This is a genomic window from Pseudomonas sp. S2_E02 (assembly GCF_054668355.1).
This window is the reverse complement of the sequence record NZ_CP162761.1, coordinates 4,535,712-4,554,457: the sequence shown is the minus strand read 5'-3', so window position 1 is coordinate 4,554,457 and position 18,746 is coordinate 4,535,712. Positions and strand designations below refer to the sequence as shown.

Sequence of the window (18,746 nt, the reverse complement as noted above, 5' to 3'; positions counted from 1 at the left end):
CTAAACCCAGCCCCAGTCGTTCAAGGCGAATGCGTAATGTCGGCAATATCATCCGCCGCCAGCGCCCCGGTATCCGCCGTTTCCAGCACCACATACGCACTGCCGCAAAACAGCGAATTCAAGCGTTTCATGTCGGCAATCAACTCCAGGTGCAGCGAGCTGGTTTCAATACTCTGCACGATCTTGCGTTGCAAACGGCTGACATGCGCGTGGGCCAGACGACGTTCCTGCGCGCGAAAGCGGCGTTTCTCGCGGAGCAATTGCCGGGCACTTTCGCGGTCGCCGCTGAGAAACACCGACAGGCCCAAACGCAAATTGGCGATCAGTTGCTGCTGCAGCCCGGCCAGGTCCTCCAGACCCTCTTCGGAAAACGAGCGCCGCTGCGAGGTTTTCTGCTGCTGGATCTTGCGCAGCATGCGTTCGATCAGGTCGGCGGCCAGTTTCAGATTGATCGCCAGCTCGATGATTTCGGCCCAGCGCCGACTGTCCTGCTCGCCGAGGTCTTCGCGGGGCATCTGCGCCAGGTACAGTTTGATTGCGCTGTACAGCGCTTCGACGTCGTCGGTCAATCGGCGCATTTCCTGGGTGACGGCGGTCTGCTTGCCGCGCAGCACATCGAGGGTCGCGTCGAGCATGTTGTCGAGCAGATCGCCCATGCGCAGGGTTTCCCGCGCGGCGTTGGCCAACGCCAGGCTCGGTGTGACCAGCGCGGTCGCGTCGAGATGGCGCGGTTTGGCGGTGCCGTTGACCTCCGGCCGCTCCGGCAGCAGCCAAGCACACAGGCGTGCCATCGGCCCGACGCTTGGTAGAAGAATCAGGCAGCGCGCGGTGTTGTAGAGCAGGTGGAAGCCGATGACCATTTCCTGCGGGCTGAAATCGAGGCTGTCGATCCAGTGCACCAACGGATCGAGTACCGGAATGATCAGCAGCAAGCCGATCAGTTTGTACAGCAGACTGCCCAGCGCCACTTGCCGCCCGGCCGCGTTCTGCATGCTGGTGCTCATGAACGCAAGAATGCCGCTGCCAATATTGGCGCCGATCACCAGGCCGATCGCCACCGGCAGACTGATCACACTGGCGCCGGCCAGTGTCGCGGTGAGCAACACGGCGGCGAGGCTCGAGTAGGAAATCATCGCGAACAACGCGCCGACCAAGGCGTCGAGAAGGATATCGCCGGTCAGCGAGGCGAAGATCACCTTGACCCCTTGCGCGTGGGTGATCGGTGCGGCGGCCTCGACGATCAATTGCAGCGCGAGAATGATCAGCCCCAGACCGATGCAGACCCGGCCCATCTGCCCGAGCCGCGTCTGTTTGCGCGACAGAAAGAAAATCACCCCGAGGAAAATCAGCAGCGGCGACAGCCACGACAAGTCAAACGTCAGCACCCGCGCCATCAGCGCGGTACCGACGTCGGCGCCGAGCATGGTCGCCAGCGCCGGGGTCAGCGCCATCAGGCCCTGGCCGACGAAAGAGGTCACGAGCATGGCCGTGGCATTGCTGCTCTGCACCATCGCGGTAACGACGATGCCGGCGACAAAGGCCAGCCAGCGCTTGGACATGTTCTGGCCAATCACATGGCGCAGATTGGTGCCGTACACCCGCAGGATGCCGGTTCGAACGATGTGCGTGCCCCAGATCAGCAGGGCGACGGCGGAAAGCAGATTGAGCAGGGTGAGCATGCAGACCCCCTGTAGTAGCAGTGCCTCAGAGAGGCAAGTTGACGGTACCGCGCGGTTTCTACGTTTTTGATACTTAAGCTGTAGTTGGCTAACGGTCTGGGCGCCAGCATTGCACAGCTAAAGTGTCGATTGAAACAAAAGTGTCATGAAAACGGGTTCATTCACCCACCTGAATCCGACACGTTCCCCCTGTGTTATCCAAAACAAATGTGGGAGCGAGCCTGCTCGCGAAAGCGGTGGATCAGCCAACATTTTTGTCGATTGACACTCCGTCTTCGCGAGCAGGCTCGCTCCCACAGGGGGTACTGCTTGCGTCTGGATTACCGGGTTACTGGCCCGGGATGTCCTTGCGCAGTTTCACCGGGTCTTGCTGCTGTTTTTTCTTGGCCATTGCGCCGCGCAGCTTGATGTTGATCGCTTCCACGGCCAGCGAGAACGCCATGGCGAAGTAGACGTAGCCCTTCGGCACATGCACGTCGAACGACTCGGCAATCAGCACGGTGCCGACCACCAGCAGGAACGACAGCGCCAGCATCTTCAGCGACGGGTGTTTGTCGATGAACTCGCTGATCTTGCCCGAGGCCAGCATCATCACCAGCACCGCCACGACGATCGCCGCGACCATCACCGGCACGTGGGACACCATGCCCACCGCCGTGATCACCGAATCCAGCGAGAAGACGATGTCGATGATCGCGATCTGGATGATGGTGTAGAGGAAGTTGCCACCCTTGCCGCCCGGGGTTTCGTCGCTTTCGTCTTCGCCTTCCAGCGCGTGGTACATCTCTTGCGAGCTCTTCCACAGCAGGAACAGACCACCGAAGAACAGGATCAGGTCACGGCCGGAAATGCCTTGGCCGAACACTTCGAACAGGTCGGCGGTGAGGCGCATGACCCAGGTGATCGACAGCAGCAACAGGATGCGGGTGATCATGGCCAGGCCAAGACCGAAGATCCGGGTGCGCTGTTGCATGTGTTTGGGCATGCGGCTGACCAGGATCGAAATCATGATGATGTTATCGATGCCCAGAACGATTTCCAGGGCGGTCAGGGTAAAGAAGGCAACCCAGATTTCGGGGTTGGTCAGCCAATCCATGTGTATTCCTTTGAGCGAGTGTTAAACCGAAAAAGGCCCGGGCTTCAAACCGCGAAGCCAGGACCCGAAACGGTGAGTCGTGGGCTTATAGAGTGCTGAACACCGGGAAAGTCCCCAACAGCAGTGCAGCAATCAGAATGCAGATACATACCAGGATCGCCCATTTCAGGGTGAAACGCTGGTGGTCACCAAAATCAATACCGGCCAGGGCCACCAACAGATAGGTCGATGGCACCAACGGGCTCAGCAAGTGGACGGGCTGACCGACGATCGAGGCACGGGCCATTTCCACTGCGGTGATCCCGTAGTGGCTGGCGGCTTCGGCCAACACCGGCAACACGCCATAGTAGAACGCATCGTTGGACATGAAGAAGGTGAACGGCATGCTCACCAGCGCCGTGATCACGGCCAGGTAAGGGCCGAGGAAATCCGGAATCACCGCCAACAGGCTCTTCGACATCGCATCGACCATGCCGGTGCCGCTCAGGATACCGGTGAAGATACCCGCCGCAAAGATCAGCCCGACCACTGCCAGCACGCTACCGGCGTGAGCCGCAACGCGATCCTTCTGCATCTGCAGGCAAGGGTAGTTGACGATCATGGCAATACTGAACGCGACCATGAATAGAACCGGCAGCGGCAGCAGGCCAGCGATCAGGGTGCACATCAGGCCGAAGGTCAGGGCGCCGTTGAACCAGATCAGTTTTGGACGGCGGGCATCCGGGAACTGCGACACGCTGATTTCGCTGTGATCGATATCATCGCCAACCAGATGCAGCTCACCCAGACGCGCACGTTCACGTTTGCCGTAGAAATAAGCGATAACCAGAATCGCGACCACACCCGCGGCCATCGCCGGGATCATCGGTACGAAGATGTCCGACGGGTCAACGTGCAGCGCACTCGCGGCGCGGGCAGTCGGGCCACCCCATGGAGTCATGTTCATCACGCCGCCGGCGAGAATGATCAGACCGGCCATGATCCGCGGGCTCATGCCGATGCGGCTGTACAGCGGCAGCATGGCGGCCACGCAGATCATGTAAGTGGTCGCGCCGTCACCATCGAGGGAAACGACGAGCGCCAGTACGGCGGTGCCGACCGAAACCTTCAGCGGGTCGCCCTTGACCAGTTTGAGGATCTTGCGCACGGCCGGGTCGAACAGGCCGGAGTCGATCATCAGGGCGAAATAGAGAATGGCGAACATCAGCATCACGCCAGTCGGCGCGAGCTTGGTGATGCCTTCGAGCATCATCGGGCCGATCTTCGGTGCAAAGCCGCCGAACAGGGCGAAGACGATCGGGATGATGATCAGAGCGATCAGCGCGGACAGGCGCTTGGTCATGATCAGGAACATGAACGTGATGACCATGGCGAAGCCAAGGAAAGTCAGCATGGGAATACTCCAGGCGTAGCGCGGCTAGTTAAATGAGCAGATCGGGCCGATCAGCGCAGAACGGGAAGCACGAGACGTACGGGCGGAGTGACAGCGTAAAGGCGGGCTACAGAGGACATCAGAATCACCATTGTTGTTGTTAATTGGGCCTTTAGTGCGAGGTATCACACGCATTGGCCAACCGGTCTGTTGCCGGAAGTGAGGCGATCCTAATCGGGCAAGCTTTCAGCTACCTTTCGCTGCAGAAAGCTTTGAATGAACGGTCAACCGGCCGTCGGATGCGATCTAGAGTCAATAAACACGGGAAGGGGAGCTTTCGAGATGAGCCAATCGCACAGCGGAGGCTGCCACTGCGGACACATTCGTTATCAGTTCAGCGGGGCGTTGCAGGACATAGCCCATTGCCATTGTTCGATTTGCCGCAAGGTCAGCGGCGGCATCGTCACGACGTGGATCACGGTGCCAGCCTCCAGTTTCCAATGGCTGGTCGGTACGCCGTCGCGTTACGACTCGTCTGCCAGTTGTACGCGGTTCTTTTGCCCACAGTGCGGCGCGCAACTGGCGTTGGTGACGTTGCTCAGCCCACAGAGTATCGACGTGACCATCGCCACCCTCGATCAACCCGAGCTGGCGCCCGCCGAACGACACATCTGGACCGACAGCCAATTGCCCTGGCTGCACCTGGACGAGCATCTGCCGGGCGAAGCCGAAGAAACGATCTGATCAGAAAACAGACAGATCCAGCGACCGCATCGCGCCCATCCAGATTGCGTGTTCGGTGTGGTCGAGCAGGTCATCGCCGGTGTCCGGGTGCAGAAACACCACCAGACCTTTGCGGTTCAACACCAGCCACGGCAGCACATCGCTGATCAACTCGGGGCCGAAGGCCAACTGGCAGCTCCAGTCCGGATGCGGACCGACCGGACGTTCGTGAACGCGGCCCATTTTCACTGCAAATAACTGCGCGGCCTGCTCGCACAAGGCCCGTGCCTGTTCAATGGTGCTGGCGTCGAAATAGACGTGGGCGTGGTAGCCCTTGATCGCTTGCATCTGAAGCCCTCGGAAATCGGTTCGAACCCTCGGCGTTGCCCGTATGTCACACGTCATACAAGGGATAAGAAAAGGGATCAGCCATGAAAAATGCCGAAACCCCGGCGGTAAAAGTGGTGCTCTATGGTGCCATGAGTAGCCTGGGCAGCGCGTTGATGGCTGAGTTGCTGCGTCGTCAGCATGAAGTCATCGCCATTCTCGACGATCTGACCGCACTTGCGCCGCGTCCCGGACTACGCACCAAGAGCGGCGATCTGTTCGACTCCGAGAGGGTCAATCAAAGTGTGGCCGGCAGTTCGGTGGTCATCTGCTTATTGGATGCGCCAGGTTTGCCATTCAGCAGCGATCACGTTGAGCGCTCTGTCGTACTCGGCCCCGTCGAGCAGGTGCTGGCCGTCGATGCATTGGTCGATGGACTGCAAGCCGCCAACGTTTCGCGGCTGTTTCTGGTGGGGGATTTTGCCGTACTCGATGAGCCGGACGTCGATGATCGCCTGCAACGCCATGCTGCCGAAGAAATTCGCGAAGCCGTGCAAAGCAGCCCGCTGCACTGGACACTGGTCAATGCGCCACACGGCGTGGCCGGGCTGACCATTGAGCATTTCAGCCAGGTCGGCGGCAATCTCGAACCGGGTCTGGCCGAGCCATTGGAGCGGCTGAACCGCGTGGCGGTGGGGATTGCCGATGAGCTACGGCTGAATTTGCATATAGGGCAGCATGTGAATTTCGTTGCGGCTTCAGATTCGTAAAAGATCTTCAAACCGCGATCGACGGCAACGTCAAACCGTTGAGGGATTGCGCGCTGCTCGCCTGTTCCGCCATTAACCAATCGACAAACTGTTGAATCAACGCGCCCCGACGTTTGCGCTGGGGCAGCACCACGTAATAACCGAGGCGCGACAAGGTCGTTTCGGCGATGGGGCGGCACAGCAAACCCTGACTCAGCAAGTTATCCACAAGGTGCCGCCAGCCAATCGCTACGCCTTGACCGCCAATCGCCGCTTGAATCAACAACGTGTAATTGTCGAAGCGCAATTGCCCCGGCGCCGGCGGCGTATTGATACCGAGTTCACGGAACAGACCACTCCAGTCAAACCAGTTGCTGCTGTTTTCCCCACGCAGGTGCAGCAACGGGAACTCCAGCAGTGCGTGAGCAGGCAAGGGCAGGGCGCGATCCTTGAGCAATTGCGGGCTGCACACCGGGAATACTTCTTCGCTGAACAACCAATGGCTTTCGCCCTGCTTGAAACGACCATCACCGAACAGGATCGCCACGTCGATATCGGTGCGCAGCATGTTGTGGTTGCGTTCGCTGGTCACCAGGCTGACGTCGACCTGCGGGTTAGCTTCATGAAAGCGGTGCAGGCGCGGCATCAGCCAATAAGCAGCGAAGGCAAAGTCAGTGGCAACTTGCAGGACTTCATGTTGTTGCTGTGCGCTGATCGCGCTCAATCCTGCATCGATATTCTGTAAACCGAGAGTAACTTGCTCAAACAGTATCGCGCCGACTTCGGTCAGCTCGATCCCACGGTAAATGCGATCAAATAGTCGCGTACCGAGTTGTTCTTCCAGCCGTTTGATCTGCTGACTGATCGCTGGTTGCGTGGTGCCAAGCTCTACCGCCGCTGCGGTAAAGCTGCGCTGGCGAGCGGCCGCCTCAAAGGCGCGCAACAGGTCGAGGGACAGATCACCCAAGGCTTCATACATAATCTGTGCTTATCCTAGTCATTGTCCGGCGCGGGCTTTACCGGATAAAGCATGGACTCCATGCTCGATCGCAGCAATGTCGCATAAATATTTACTATGGAATGCCGCGATCACATGAAGCGCAAGAATATTCTTTTCATCATGGCCGATCAGATGGCCGCGCCAATGTTGCCGTTCTACGGCCCATCGCCGATCAAACTGCCGAATCTTTCCCGCCTCGCCGCCCAAGGCGTGGTGTTCGATGCCGCTTACTGCAACAGCCCGTTGTGCGCGCCATCGCGGTTCACCCTGGTCAGCGGCCAGTTGCCGAGCAAGATCGGCGCCTACGACAACGCCGCCGATTTCCCTGCCGATGTGCCGACTTATGCCCATTACTTGCGCCGCCTCGGCTACCGCACCGCGCTATCCGGCAAGATGCACTTCTGCGGTCCGGACCAGTTGCACGGTTATGAAGAACGCCTGACCAGTGATATCTACCCGGCCGATTACGGTTGGGCCGTGAACTGGGATGAGCCGGATGTACGGCCGAGCTGGTACCACAACATGTCTTCGGTGCTGCAGGCCGGGCCATGTGTGCGCACCAATCAACTGGATTTCGATGAAGAGGTGGTGTTCAAGGCGCAGCAATATCTGTTCGATCACATCCGCGAGGACGGCGATCAGCCGTTCTGCCTGACAGTATCGATGACTCACCCACACGACCCGTACACCATTCCCAAGGCGTTCTGGGATTTGTACGACGATGCCGATATCCCGTTGCCTACAACCCCGGATCAACACGAACTCGATCCGCACTCACAGCGGCTGCTCAAGGTTTATGACCTGTGGGATAAGCCACTGCCTGTGGATAAGATTCGCGATGCACGCCGGGCATATTTCGGTGCATGCAGCTATATCGACGCCAACGTCGGCAAACTTCTGGAAACCCTCGAAGAAACCGGGCTGATCGAAGACACAATTATTGTCTTCTCCGGTGACCACGGCGACATGCTCGGCGAAAAGGGCCTTTGGTACAAAATGCACTGGTACGAAATGGCGGCCCGCGTCCCCCTGTTGATAAGTGCTCCAGGCCAGTTCGATGCCGGGCGTGTCAGCGCTGCCGTATCGACCGCAGACCTGTTGCCAACCTTCGTCGAATTGGCCGGCGGCACGCTGGAACCGGGCCTGCCACTGGATGGCCGCTCACTGGTTTCGCACCTGCGAGGGCAGGGCGGTCATGACGAAGTGTTCGGCGAATACATGGCCGAAGGCACCATCAGCCCGCTGATGATGATCCGTCGCGGCGCCTACAAATTTATCTACAGTGAAAGCGACCCTTGCCTACTCTTCGACGTAGATAACGATCCGCATGAACTGGAAGAACTCAGCCAATCGCCGCAACATCGCCCGCTGTTCGACGATTTTCTCGCCGAAGCACGGGCCAAATGGGACATTCAGTCGATTCACCGGGAGGTCCTCGCGAGCCAGCGCCGCCGCCGATTTGTCGCCGACGCGTTGACCCTCGGCAAGCTGAAGAGCTGGGATCACCAGCCACTGGTGGACGCCAGTCAGCAATACATGCGCAACCACATCGACCTCGACGATCTGGAACGCAAAGCACGTTATCCACAACCCTGCCAAAACCAATAATGTTAAGGGGAAGTCCATGCGTAAGTTATCCACAGTAGTGACGATCGGCCTGCTCGCGCTGAGCAGCGCCTCGGCCTTCGCTGAGCAAAGCTGCGACACCGTGAAAATGGCCGATCCGGGCTGGAGCGACATCGCCGCGACCAACGCCATCACCGGGTTTCTGCTGGACGGCATGGGCTACAAGGCCAAGGTCGACACCCTCGCGGTGCCGATCACCTTCGGTGGTTTGAAGGACGGCCAGGTGGACGTGTTTCTCGGCAACTGGATGCCGGCGCAGCAGGGCTTCTACGACAAGTTCGTCGCCACCGGTGACGTCACGCAACTGGCGAAGAACCTCGACGGCACCGAATTCACCCTCGCCGTGCCGGACTACGTGTGGGACGCGGGTGTGCATAACTTTGCCGACCTGAACAAATACGCGGACAAGTTCGATCGTAAGATCTACGGCATCGGTTCGGGTGCGCCGGCGAATATCTCGCTGCAGGAAATCATCAAGAAGAACGACTTCGACATGGGCCAGTGGAAGCTGATCGAATCCAGCGAACAGGCGATGCTGGCTGAAGTGTCGCGGGCGGTGAAGAAACAGAAATTCGTCACCTTCCTCGGCTGGACGCCGCACCCGATGAACGTGCAGTTGAAGATGCATTACCTCAAGGGTGGCGAGAAGTACTTTGGCGACACCGGCAGCGTGTTTACGTTAACGCGCAAGGGCTACGCCGAGGCGTGTCCGAATGTGGGTAAATTGCTGACCAATCTGTCGTTCACGCAGGAGATGGAGAACAGCATCATGGCTGAGGTGGTGAACAAAAAGGTCAGCAATGCCGAGGCGGCGAAGGCTTGGATCAAGGCAAATCCGGCGGTGTTGGATAAGTGGCTGGATGGCGTCAAGACGTCTGACGGGAAGGATGCGTTGGCGGCGGTGAAAGCGAAGCTTTGATCGTGGGGTGGCTGGAATTGTGCTCGGCTCGAGATTTTTGCCCCCTCACCCCAGCCCTCTCCCCAGAGGGGCGAGGGGGAAAGGGAGCCGATATCTGTTGGATTCAAAACTTGCGTTCAACTCTGAAATCGCAGGTCGGTGAATCTTGAATAAACACCACGGTCAGTCCCCTCTCCCTTGGGAGAGGGTTAGGGTGAGGGGCCTTTCCCCTGGCACCCTGATAACCTTGAACAAAACCCAACCGCGAGGACCCATGGCCTTCCCCAGCCGCCACTCTCTCTTCCCCTTCCTCACCTGGTTGCCGCGACAAACCCGCGCCAGCGTCGGACGGGATCTGATCGTCGGCCTCAGCGGGGCGATTCTTGCGCTCCCCCAGTCGATTGCCTACGCGTTGATCGCCGGTCTGCCACCCGAGTACGGCCTCTACGCCGCAATCATTCCGGTGCTGATCGCCTGCCTGTGGGGTTCGTCGTGGCATTTGATCTGCGGTCCGACGGCAGCGATTTCGATTGTGCTGTTTGCCAGTGTCAGCCCTTTAGCGGTTCCAGCCTCGCAGGACTACATCACCCTGATCCTGCTGCTGACCTTGCTTGCGGGGATATTCCAGTGGCTGCTCGGTTTGCTGCGCTTTGGCGCGCTGGTGAATTTCGTCTCGCATTCGGTGGTGCTGGGGTTCACCCTTGGCGCGGCGGTGGTGATTGCTATCGGGCAATTGCCAAACCTGCTGGGCCTGGAGTTGCCGGCAAAAGCCACGGCGCTGGCCAGTTTGATGGATTTGCTGCAACACCTGCGGGCTGTGGATAAACCTTCGCTGGTGTTGGGTTTGGCCACGGTGGTCGTCGGTCTGCTGCTCAAACACCTGTTGCCGCGCTGGCCGACGCTGTTGATCACACTGGTGCTGGCCAGTTTGCTGGTGTGGTTGTGGCCGGGCGTGTTCGGCCATGTGCATCTGGTCAGCGCGTTTGTCGGGCGTTTGCCGCCGTTCAGTGGATTGCCGCTGGATCTGGATTTGATCCTGCGATTGCTGCCAAGTGCTGTGGCGGTGGGCATGCTCGGCCTGGTTACCAGTCTGTCGATTGCGCGCTCGATTTCGGCGCGGTCGCAGCAATTGCTTGATGCCAATCAGGAAGTCCGTGCACAGGGCTTGTCGAATATTCTCGGGGCGTTCTTTTCCGGGTCGCTGTCGGCCGGGTCGTTCACCCGCTCTGGCCTCAGTTACGAGGCAGGCGCTTGCTCGCCGCTGGCCGGAGTGTTTTCGGCAATCTGGGTGGCGTTGTTCGCAATTTTTGGTGCGGGGCTGATCGCGCACATTCCGATCCCGGCGATGGCCGGGAGCATTCTGTTGATTGCCTGGGGGCTGGTCGACCACCGAGGCATTCGCGCATTGCTGCGTGTCAGCCGCGCCGAGTTTGTGGTCATGGCGCTGACCTGCCTCGCGACTTTGCTACTGGAATTGCAGACGGCGATTTATGCCGGTGTGCTGGCCTCGCTGTTCTTCTACCTCAAGCGCACTTCGCAACCGCGCGTGCAGCACTGGCGCGACGGCGAAGACGATGTGTTGCGTGTCGGCGGATCGATCTTTTTCGGCGCCAGCCATTACCTGCAAGTACGCCTGCAACGTATGCATGGCGCGCGGGTGGTGATCGAGGCGCAGCAGATCAACTTCATCGACTATTCGGGGGTGGAAATGCTGCATCAGGAGGCGCGACGCTTGCTTAGCCAGGATCGCAGCCTGACCTTGCGCCGGGCGCGGCCGCAGGTGGTGGAGGAGTTGCGGAAGCTGGAAGGGCCGGAGAAATGTCCGATCCGGTTTGAAGACTGATCCAGAATCGGTGATGAGGCCATTCGCGAGCAAGCTCGCTCCCACATTTGATCGCATTCCACTGTGGGAGCGAGCTTGCTCGCGAAGCTTTTAGAGGGTTAATTGTCGACGCAACTCGGCGAGTACCGGTGCGGTATCAGGGCGCACACCACGCCACAGGAAAAACGCCTCAGCCGCCTGCTCCGCCAACATCCCCAAGCCATCCATCGCCACCGCCGCGCCATGTTCACGGGCCCAGCGGCAAAACGCCGTCGGCTCTTTGCCGTACATCATGTCGTAGCACAGGGTCTTGCCTGGCTCGATCAGGCTCGGTGCAATCGGCGGCACGTCACCAGTGAGGCTGGCCGATGTGGCATTGATGATCACGTCCACCGGCTCGCGCAACCAGTCGAAACCACTGGCCGAGACCGGCCCGAGGTCGCAGAACAACTCCGCCAGCAACTCAGCCTTGTCCACCGTACGATTGGCGATGATCACCGAGGCCGGTTGTTCCGCCAGCAACGGTTCCAGCGCACCGCGCACCGCACCACCGGCACCGAGCAGCAGAATGCGTTTGCCGGTCAGGCTGAACCCGGCGTTCACCGTCAGATCGCGCACCAGTCCGGCGCCGTCAGTGTTATCACCGAGCAGTGAGCCGTCGGCCAGTTTGCTCAAGGTGTTCACCGCACCGGCCCGTTGTGCGCGAGCGGTCAGGCTATTGGCCAGACGATAGGCGTCTTCCTTGAACGGCACGGTGACGTTGGCGCCGCGACCTTCCTGGAAAAACGCCGTGGCGCAGTTGGCGAAATCTTCAAGCGGCGCCAGCAAGGTGCTGTAGTCGAGGTGCTGGCCGGTCTGCTCGGCGAACAGCTTGTGAATCATCGGCGATTTGCTGTGGCCGATCGGGTTGCCGAAAACGACGTAACGATCCATCAGATGTCCTCAGGCCTCGGCCAGCCAGTCGCGGTCTTGCAGGAAGTACTCGGTCAGGCGTGCTTCTTCGCTGCCAGGCTCGGCTTTCCAGTCATAGCCCCAGCGCACTTGCGGCGGCAACGACATCAGGATCGACTCGGTACGCCCGCCCGATTGCAGACCGAACAAGGTGCCACGGTCATACACCAGGTTGAACTCGACGTAACGGCCACGGCGGAATTCCTGGAATTCACGCTGCTGAGCGGTAAACGCATCGTTTTTGCGGCGCTGCACGATCGGCAGATAAGCATCGATGTAGGCGTCGCCGATGGCCCGCATAAAAGCGAAGCTGGTATCGAAGTCCCACTCGTTCAGGTCATCGAAGAACAAACCGCCAATGCCGCGCGGTTCGTGGCGATGCTTGATGTGGAAGTAGGTGTCACACCAGGCCTTGTAGCGCGGGTAGACGTCCGGGCCAAACGGTGCGCAAGCCTGCTCGGCAACGCGGTGCCAGTGAACGCAATCTTCTTCATTGCCGTAATACGGGGTCAGGTCAAAGCCGCCGCCGAACCACCAGACCGGCTCTTCACCCTCCTTCTCGGCGATGAAAAAGCGCACGTTGGCGTGGGACGTCGGCACATGCGGGTTGTGCGGGTGGATCACCAGCGACACGCCAAGGGCTTCGAAACCGCGGCCAGCCAATTCCGGGCGATGGGCGCTGGCCGACGGTGGCAGACCACTGCCGAAGACGTGGGAAAAGTTGACACCGCCCTTTTCGATTACCGTGCCGTTCTCGATCACGCGAGTACGACCGCCACCGCCGGCGGGCCGGGTCCAGGCGTCTTCGACGAAGCGCGTGCCGCCGTCTTCGGTTTCGAGAGCCGCGCAGATGCGGTCTTGCAGGTCGAGCAGATAGGCCTTTACGGCGTCGGTGCGGGTCGTCATGGCTTCACCTTGAATCGGGCGGCGCCCCGGCAGACGGGCGACGCAAATGGGCGCGTAGCATACCACCGCACAATAGCCCGCCGCAGTTGACGAAGATCAAGCATGGGAGTTGGATAGGGGGCTCACAAAAGACCCAAGGAGAGCAGGCAGATGGCAAAGCGTATCCAGTTCCGCGCCCACGGCGGCCCCGAAGTGCTCGAATATGTTGATTACCAACCTGCCGCGCCCGGCCCCAATCAAGTCCGCGTGGCGAACAAGGCGATCGGCCTGAACTTCATCGACACCTATTACCGCAGCGGTCTGTACGCACCGCCCGCCTTGCCGTCCGGCCTGGGTGCTGAAGGTGCGGGGATCGTCGATGCCGTGGGCAGCGACGTCACCCGGTTCAAGGTCGGTGATCGCGTGGCCTATGGCAGCGGCCCGTTGGGGGCCTACAGCGAATTGCATGTGCTGCCCCAGGACAATCTGGTGCATCTGCCCGACGAAATCAGTTTCGAAACGGCTGCCGGTGTAATGCTCAAAGGCCTGACCGTGCAATACCTGCTGCGCCAAACCTATGAACTCAAGGTTGGCGAAACCATTCTGTTCCACGCGGCGGCCGGCGGTGTCGGTTCACTGGCCTGCCAATGGGCCAAAGCGTTAGGCGTGAAGCTGATTGGCACCGTCAGCTCCAAAGAGAAAGCCGAACTGGCCAAGGCCAATGGCGCCTGGGCGACGATCGATTACAGCCACGAAAACGTTGCCCAGCGCGTGCTGGAATTGACCGATGGCAAGAAAGTCCCGGTGGTCTATGACGGTGTTGGCAAGGACACCTGGCTGACGTCCCTCGACAGCGTGTCGCCGCGTGGCCTGGTCGTGAGCTTCGGTAATGCTTCCGGCGCGGTGGACGGCGTGAATCTGGGTATTCTCTCCGCCAAGGGTTCGCTGTACGTGACCCGGCCGACGCTGGCGACTTATGCCAACAACGCCGAAAACCTGCAGCGAATGGCCGATGAGCTGTTCGAGATGATCATCAGCGGCAAGTTGAAGGTGGACGTCAGCCAGCGTTATCCACTGGCTGATGCGGCGAAGGCGCAAACCGAGCTGTCGGCGCGGCGCACTACCGGTTCCACCATCCTGCTGCCTTGATACCTCCCGGCGTCCTGCCAGTCAGGGTTTCAGAACCATGACTGACAGGACGCTTCGAGCGTGTTCAGTACTGCGGTGGATGAGCCGCCAACGGTCTTGGCGCCCAATGACCGACAGTCGCGGAATCAGGCTGTTGCAACGCGGCGAGGATTTGCCGCCACTCGGCTGACAACACCCAGTAATCCCCGCGTGCGCGCTGTTCGATATGCAAGGGATTGGAGGCGACCGGCATCAGACCGAAACGCTGGTACAGGCGCAGCTGCGATGCCCTGCACAACGCGGTGACACCTAGATAGCCCTGTTTTATGGCCCACTCGGCAGCGGCCGCCAGCAGACTGTCGACGGCAATGGGCTGTTGGCTGGGCGCGTACGAGATCAAGCGACTGAGTTCGACATGGCGTGACAACGCCACCGTGGGCGAAACATGTTGCTGCGCCAGTGATGCCCACTCGAACGGCGCCGGAGTGGCCCTCAATACCGCCAGCAGTTGCTCGTGCCGATACAGCAGAAAGTGGGTACTGCGCGACCGTGTCGCCAGTCGGGTTTCGAGCATCCGCGCCCTGGACGTCAGCATGTAATGCTGCAGCCGAAGCCGAAATTGCCGATCGATAAACCGATCGAACACCTGGGTATCCGACCCCGCTTCAAGCATCACGATACGGCAACCCTCCTGATGACTGTTTAACGTCACCTGGAGCGCCTGCAGGTAATCCGTGAGTTGCAAATCCGTAGTGTCCATTCTTTCTCCGCAGACCTTAACTTATCGAAGTGTTTCGAGTGCAGGGAAAGGATGGTTGCTTTTGGCGATACCGCCACGAAACGCGGTCTGATAATCAGGTGGGAAAATTCAGTTGATTCAGATAGTTGATGATTTTTCCGACGCAGCAATCAGCATCATTGCAGGATAATTCGCAGGCACGTGTAGTACTCCTCGCCATCAAGGCGAGGAGTACCCACGTTACAAATGTTCGAGGCTCAATCAGTCGGGACGAATGACTTTGCCGGTCGCCAGATCACGAATCACGCTGGGGTTCTTGCGCCCACCCAGTTGCCCGCCCAGTATCAGATCGATCTGCCCACGGAAATACTGCTCGACACGCAATCGCGTGCGCGCCGCCGGGCGTCCCTGCGGGTTGGCTGAGGTCGAAATCAAGGGCCCGACCATCGAGCACAGATCGCGTACTTGCGGATGATCACTGACCCGCAGTGCGACGGTGTCGTGCATGCCGGTCACCCATTCCGGGAGCAAGCCCTGATGCGGCACCAGCCAGGTGTTCGGCCCCGGCCAGGTGCTGGCCATGCGGTCGATCCATTCTTGCGGGAAGTCTTCGAACAGAAAGTCGAACTGGCGAATGTTGTCGGCAACCAGAATCAGGCCTTTGACCACCGAACGATTCTTGATCGCCAGCAACCGATCCACGGCCTCTTCGTTCCATGGGTCGCAACCCAGCCCCCAGACGGCTTCGGTTGGATAGGCAATCACCGCCCCGGCGCGAATCTCTCGTGCGGCTTGTTGCACACGCCAACTGTTAACCATGAAAAAACTCTCCGCAAACAGGTTTCGCGCAGTTTACCGATCTTCCTTGTAAAACCTAGCGTGTCCTGGCCAACCAGCGACCGTTTTCGCACACTGCACGGCCATCCATTTCCAGTTCGGTGAGTGCCGCCAGCACTTTGGGCAACGTCCAGCCGCTGCTGTCAGCCAAGCCTTCGCTGGTGTGCGGGGCAGCATGGAGCAGGATGAGCAACGGGTGATCGGCTTTCGCCGTGTCAGTGGATAGCGGCAGATGCTGCCAACCACGCAAGGCTTCGAGGATGTGCTCAATGGTTTCCACCAGCACCGCGCCATCGCGGATCAGCTGATGGCAACCGCGAGCGCCGGGGTGATGGATCGAACCGGGAATCGCGTAAACCTCGCGTCCCTGTTCCGCCGCCAGCCGTGCGGTGATCAGCGAACCGCTGGCGACGCTGGCCTCGACCACCAGCACGCCGAGGGACAAACCGCTGATGATGCGGTTACGTCGCGGGAAGTTGCTCGCCGTTGGCCCGGCATCCAGCGGAAACTCGGAAAGCACTGCGCTGCCGCACGCAATCATCGCGTCAGCCAGGCGGCGGTTGCGCTGTGGATAAAAATTTTCCAGCCCCGTGCCGAGGACACCGACCGTCAACCCGCCAACATCCAGCGCGGCCTGATGCGCAGCGGCATCGATGCCTAGCGCCAGGCCGCTGGTGATGACAAAACCGGCCCCGGCGAGACTGCGGGAAAATGCCGCTGCGGTGTCCATGCCCGGACGCGATGCCCGGCGACTGCCCACCATCGCCAGTTGCGGTTTTTCCAGAATCTGCGGATCACCGGCCACGAACAACATTGGCGGCGGGTCGGGAATCTGCGCCAGCAATGCGGGGTAATCGGGTTGGTCCCACATCAGCAAATGCTGATCCGGACGCTCTAGCCAGCGCATTGCATGGCTGGCGCCGTCGCGAACTTCGGGGCAGCGCCGCGCTTCGGCGCACGCCGCCGGCAAACCGAGAGAACGCCAGGCGCTGGCCGGCGCGCTGATGGCTTTGGAGGCCGAGCCGAAGGCTTCGAGCAACTTGGCAAAACGCTTCGGGCCAACATCCGGCAAGCGGTGCAGGCGCAGACGCGCTTCCAGTTCCGCCGGGGAAACCGGCGTACAGACAGGCAACATGATGGATCATCCTTGATCGTTATAAGCCCCGAACCATTCGGAACAAGCTGTGGATAACTCTGTTGGTAACTTGTGAAGCACGCTTACGGATTGCGCACCTTGTCGAGCACCGCGAGCGAGCGCGATGCGTTGAGGACGAGGCCGTAGCTGAGTTTGTCGTAGGTGCGGAACACCATCAGCAACCCGGCGCGTTCATCGGGAATTTTCAGCGGCTGGCCAGTGATGCGGTCGCGCACGGTTTCACCGGTTTTCATTACCACCAGCACGTTGCCTTCGGCCAGACCGTCGCGCTTGCCCTTGTTCAGGGTGACCACGTCCATCACGCCGATCTGGGTGACACCGCGCGGCACATCGATGATCACGCCGTTGATGCTGGTCGTTGGCGCGCTGGGCATGAAGGTCGAGTTGATCGAGCGCTCTTCGCCGCTGAACAAACGGTCGCCAAGGCGCACTTCCTGGGTGGTGCGTTGCAGGGCGAGGGTGGCGACGTCGCCTTCAGTGGCGACGATTTCGCCGCCGCCGATGTCGTCGGCGTTGATTCCCAGGAACTCCTTGGTCTGTGGATCGGTGTAGACCTTGCCCTGACGGAAGATGCCGTAGACCGGTTGATCCGGGTCGAAATGGCCGCGCGCGAAGATCCGGTCACCGGTACCGCTGAGCACGCGTTCGGCATCGCCGGCAACGATGTACGGCGCCTTGTCGAAGTCCTCGACCTTGTCGACGATGCGGTTGCTCAGCAAAAAGCTGTTGATGGATTTCAGCGGAATGCTCGGAATAGCCTCGGCCACCGGGCTGGTGCGAATGCGTGGCGAGAGCTTGATGGTGCCGCGCGACTCGCCGCGATTAAGGGTCAGACGTGGCTGGCCATCGACATAACTGAGCGTCAGCGTGTCGCCGGGATAGATCAGGTTGGGGTTTTCGATTTGCGGATTGGCCCGCCACAGTTGTGGCCACTGCCAGGGCTCGCGCAGGTATTTGCCGGAAATGTCCCAGAGCGTATCCCCCGAAACCACCGTGTATTGCTGTGGAAAACCATCCCTGAGTTGCACTTGCCCTTGCGCCACGCCGGCCGAAGCCAACAGCAGCAGGGCGAGTAGTGTTTTCCTCATGCAGTGAATCCCTTTATCATGTGCATTCGCGTGAACCGTCAGAGCCCCCGTGGCTCGCTTGTGCAAAATGCACAAGCTACGCTTCACAACGGTAGCCTGCATCTTCGGACCTGCCAGGCCATCGCCCGACTTTACTCAACGTGTGCAGCAATCAAAGCCTATGGCCATTTTAAACATCCTCGAATTCCCGGACCCGCGTCTGCGCACTATCGCCAAGCCTGTGGCTGTAGTGGACGACGAAGTGCGTCAGTTGGTCGATGACATGTTTGAAACAATGTATGAAGCGCCGGGCATCGGCCTTGCCGCGACCCAGGTCAACGTGCACAAACGTATCGTCGTGATGGACCTTTCCGAAGACCGCACCGAACCGCGGGTGTTCATCAACCCCGAGTTCGAATCGCTGACCGACGAAATGGACCAATACCAGGAAGGTTGCCTGTCGGTACCGGGTTTCTACGAAAACGTCGACCGCCCGCAAAAGGTCAAGATCAAGGCGCTGGACCGCGACGGCAAGCCCTATGAGCTGATCGCCGAAGGCCTGCTCGCGGTCTGCATCCAGCACGAATGCGACCACCTCAACGGCAAATTGTTCGTCGATTACCTGTCCACGCTCAAACGCGACCGGATCAAGAAGAAACTGGAAAAGCAGCACCGCCAGAACGCTTGATGC

18 protein-coding genes are annotated in these 18,746 nt (G+C 59.9%); 7 read left to right on the top strand and 11 right to left on the bottom strand.

Annotated elements, in window-relative coordinates:
* Window positions 1–20: 20 nt before the first annotated feature.
* The 3 genes from AB4O01_RS20540 to AB4O01_RS20530 form a co-directional block, all read right to left on the bottom strand.
* Window positions 21–1,679 carry a Na/Pi cotransporter family protein gene (locus tag AB4O01_RS20540; RefSeq protein WP_460089372.1) on the bottom strand — a complete coding sequence of 553 codons (1,659 nt, stop codon included), beginning with the start codon at window positions 1,677–1,679 and terminating at the stop codon, window positions 21–23.
* A gap of 328 nt (window positions 1,680–2,007) precedes the next feature.
* Entirely contained in the window at window positions 2,008–2,775 is a 768-nt protein-coding gene (locus AB4O01_RS20535) for a TerC family protein (protein WP_093429523.1), read from the bottom strand.
* 85 nt (window positions 2,776–2,860) lie between these two features.
* On the bottom strand, window positions 2,861–4,168 hold the full coding sequence (locus AB4O01_RS20530; protein WP_007911819.1) for a CitMHS family transporter: 1,308 nt from the start codon (window positions 4,166–4,168) through the stop codon (window positions 2,861–2,863).
* Between the two features lie 321 nt (window positions 4,169–4,489).
* On the opposite strand from AB4O01_RS20530, the gene AB4O01_RS20525 reads away from it, so the two are divergent.
* Window positions 4,490–4,891: a GFA family protein gene (locus AB4O01_RS20525; RefSeq protein ID WP_093429524.1), complete on the top strand. Its 402-nt coding sequence runs from the start codon at window positions 4,490–4,492 to the stop codon at window positions 4,889–4,891.
* Here the strand turns inward: AB4O01_RS20525 and AB4O01_RS20520 are convergent, their stop codons facing one another.
* Window positions 4,892–5,218: a DOPA 4,5-dioxygenase family protein gene (locus AB4O01_RS20520; RefSeq protein ID WP_093429525.1), complete on the bottom strand. Its 327-nt coding sequence runs from the start codon at window positions 5,216–5,218 to the stop codon at window positions 4,892–4,894.
* A gap of 83 nt (window positions 5,219–5,301) precedes the next feature.
* Here AB4O01_RS20520 and AB4O01_RS20515 point away from each other — a divergent pair, with 83 nt between their 5' ends.
* Entirely contained in the window at window positions 5,302–5,967 is a 666-nt protein-coding gene (locus tag AB4O01_RS20515; RefSeq protein WP_257356671.1) for an NAD(P)-dependent oxidoreductase, read from the top strand.
* A 7-nt stretch (window positions 5,968–5,974) separates the two neighbouring features.
* Here the strand turns inward: AB4O01_RS20515 and AB4O01_RS20510 are convergent, their stop codons facing one another.
* The gene (locus AB4O01_RS20510) at window positions 5,975–6,925 is read right to left on the bottom strand and encodes a choline sulfate utilization transcriptional regulator (protein WP_093429527.1); all 951 of its coding nucleotides are present in this window, start codon (window positions 6,923–6,925) and stop codon (window positions 5,975–5,977) included.
* A 114-nt stretch (window positions 6,926–7,039) separates the two neighbouring features.
* Here AB4O01_RS20510 and betC point away from each other — a divergent pair, with 114 nt between their 5' ends.
* The 3 genes from betC to AB4O01_RS20495 all read left to right on the top strand — a co-directional run bounded on the left by betC (window position 7,040) and on the right by AB4O01_RS20495 (window position 11,313).
* Window positions 7,040–8,554, top strand: a complete 1,515-nt coding sequence (gene betC / locus AB4O01_RS20505; RefSeq protein WP_460089368.1) for a choline-sulfatase — start codon at window positions 7,040–7,042, stop codon at window positions 8,552–8,554.
* A 16-nt stretch (window positions 8,555–8,570) separates the two neighbouring features.
* The gene (gene choX, locus AB4O01_RS20500; RefSeq protein WP_093429529.1) at window positions 8,571–9,491 is read left to right on the top strand and encodes a choline ABC transporter substrate-binding protein; all 921 of its coding nucleotides are present in this window, start codon (window positions 8,571–8,573) and stop codon (window positions 9,489–9,491) included.
* A 253-nt stretch (window positions 9,492–9,744) separates the two neighbouring features.
* On the top strand, window positions 9,745–11,313 hold the full coding sequence (locus tag AB4O01_RS20495) for a SulP family inorganic anion transporter (protein WP_099757610.1): 1,569 nt from the start codon (window positions 9,745–9,747) through the stop codon (window positions 11,311–11,313).
* 90 nt (window positions 11,314–11,403) lie between these two features.
* Here the strand turns inward: AB4O01_RS20495 and aroE are convergent, their stop codons facing one another.
* Window positions 11,404–12,225, bottom strand: a complete 822-nt coding sequence (gene aroE / locus AB4O01_RS20490; RefSeq protein WP_414927194.1) for a shikimate dehydrogenase — start codon at window positions 12,223–12,225, stop codon at window positions 11,404–11,406.
* A 9-nt stretch (window positions 12,226–12,234) separates the two neighbouring features.
* On the bottom strand, window positions 12,235–13,149 hold the full coding sequence (gene hemF, locus AB4O01_RS20485) for an oxygen-dependent coproporphyrinogen oxidase (protein ID WP_099757608.1): 915 nt from the start codon (window positions 13,147–13,149) through the stop codon (window positions 12,235–12,237).
* 150 nt (window positions 13,150–13,299) lie between these two features.
* On the opposite strand from hemF, the gene AB4O01_RS20480 reads away from it, so the two are divergent.
* Window positions 13,300–14,277: an NADPH:quinone reductase gene (locus AB4O01_RS20480; protein ID WP_093429533.1), complete on the top strand. Its 978-nt coding sequence runs from the start codon at window positions 13,300–13,302 to the stop codon at window positions 14,275–14,277.
* A gap of 64 nt (window positions 14,278–14,341) precedes the next feature.
* Here the strand turns inward: AB4O01_RS20480 and AB4O01_RS20475 are convergent, their stop codons facing one another.
* From AB4O01_RS20475 to AB4O01_RS20460, 4 genes are all read right to left on the bottom strand, one after another.
* A complete protein-coding gene (locus AB4O01_RS20475; protein ID WP_093429534.1) occupies window positions 14,342–15,016 on the bottom strand; it encodes a hypothetical protein in 675 nt (224 codons plus the stop codon).
* Between the two features lie 240 nt (window positions 15,017–15,256).
* A complete protein-coding gene (locus AB4O01_RS20470; protein ID WP_093429535.1) occupies window positions 15,257–15,814 on the bottom strand; it encodes an L-threonylcarbamoyladenylate synthase type 1 TsaC in 558 nt (185 codons plus the stop codon).
* Between the two features lie 55 nt (window positions 15,815–15,869).
* Entirely contained in the window at window positions 15,870–16,970 is a 1,101-nt protein-coding gene (dprA, locus tag AB4O01_RS20465; protein ID WP_093429536.1) for a DNA-processing protein DprA, read from the bottom strand.
* A gap of 80 nt (window positions 16,971–17,050) precedes the next feature.
* On the bottom strand, window positions 17,051–18,076 hold the full coding sequence (locus tag AB4O01_RS20460; RefSeq protein ID WP_077575172.1) for a LysM peptidoglycan-binding domain-containing protein: 1,026 nt from the start codon (window positions 18,074–18,076) through the stop codon (window positions 17,051–17,053).
* Window positions 18,077–18,236: 160 nt separating this feature from the next.
* Here AB4O01_RS20460 and def point away from each other — a divergent pair, with 160 nt between their 5' ends.
* Window positions 18,237–18,743, top strand: coding sequence for a peptide deformylase (def, locus tag AB4O01_RS20455; RefSeq protein WP_016984087.1), 507 nt, complete (start codon window positions 18,237–18,239; stop codon window positions 18,741–18,743).
* Window positions 18,744–18,746: the final 3 nt, after the last annotated feature.

Coding starts and splice junctions, on each gene's coding strand:
- AB4O01_RS20525 (WP_093429524.1), top strand. CDS start 4,490: ATGAGCCAATCGCACAGCGGAGGCTGCCACTGCGGACACATTCGTTAT.
- def (WP_016984087.1), top strand. CDS start 18,237: ATGGCCATTTTAAACATCCTCGAATTCCCGGACCCGCGTCTGCGCACT.
- AB4O01_RS20530 (WP_007911819.1), bottom strand. CDS start 4,168: ATGCTGACTTTCCTTGGCTTCGCCATGGTCATCACGTTCATGTTCCTG.
- AB4O01_RS20470 (WP_093429535.1), bottom strand. CDS start 15,814: ATGGTTAACAGTTGGCGTGTGCAACAAGCCGCACGAGAGATTCGCGCC.
- AB4O01_RS20495 (WP_099757610.1), top strand. CDS start 9,745: ATGGCCTTCCCCAGCCGCCACTCTCTCTTCCCCTTCCTCACCTGGTTG.
- AB4O01_RS20480 (WP_093429533.1), top strand. CDS start 13,300: ATGGCAAAGCGTATCCAGTTCCGCGCCCACGGCGGCCCCGAAGTGCTC.
- AB4O01_RS20535 (WP_093429523.1), bottom strand. CDS start 2,775: ATGGATTGGCTGACCAACCCCGAAATCTGGGTTGCCTTCTTTACCCTG.
- AB4O01_RS20510 (WP_093429527.1), bottom strand. CDS start 6,925: ATGTATGAAGCCTTGGGTGATCTGTCCCTCGACCTGTTGCGCGCCTTT.
- AB4O01_RS20540 (WP_460089372.1), bottom strand. CDS start 1,679: ATGCTCACCCTGCTCAATCTGCTTTCCGCCGTCGCCCTGCTGATCTGG.
- aroE (WP_414927194.1), bottom strand. CDS start 12,225: ATGGATCGTTACGTCGTTTTCGGCAACCCGATCGGCCACAGCAAATCG.
- AB4O01_RS20515 (WP_257356671.1), top strand. CDS start 5,302: ATGAAAAATGCCGAAACCCCGGCGGTAAAAGTGGTGCTCTATGGTGCC.
- AB4O01_RS20475 (WP_093429534.1), bottom strand. CDS start 15,016: ATGGACACTACGGATTTGCAACTCACGGATTACCTGCAGGCGCTCCAG.
- AB4O01_RS20520 (WP_093429525.1), bottom strand. CDS start 5,218: ATGCAAGCGATCAAGGGCTACCACGCCCACGTCTATTTCGACGCCAGC.
- hemF (WP_099757608.1), bottom strand. CDS start 13,149: ATGACGACCCGCACCGACGCCGTAAAGGCCTATCTGCTCGACCTGCAA.
- AB4O01_RS20460 (WP_077575172.1), bottom strand. CDS start 18,076: ATGAGGAAAACACTACTCGCCCTGCTGCTGTTGGCTTCGGCCGGCGTG.
- betC (WP_460089368.1), top strand. CDS start 7,040: ATGAAGCGCAAGAATATTCTTTTCATCATGGCCGATCAGATGGCCGCG.
- choX (WP_093429529.1), top strand. CDS start 8,571: ATGCGTAAGTTATCCACAGTAGTGACGATCGGCCTGCTCGCGCTGAGC.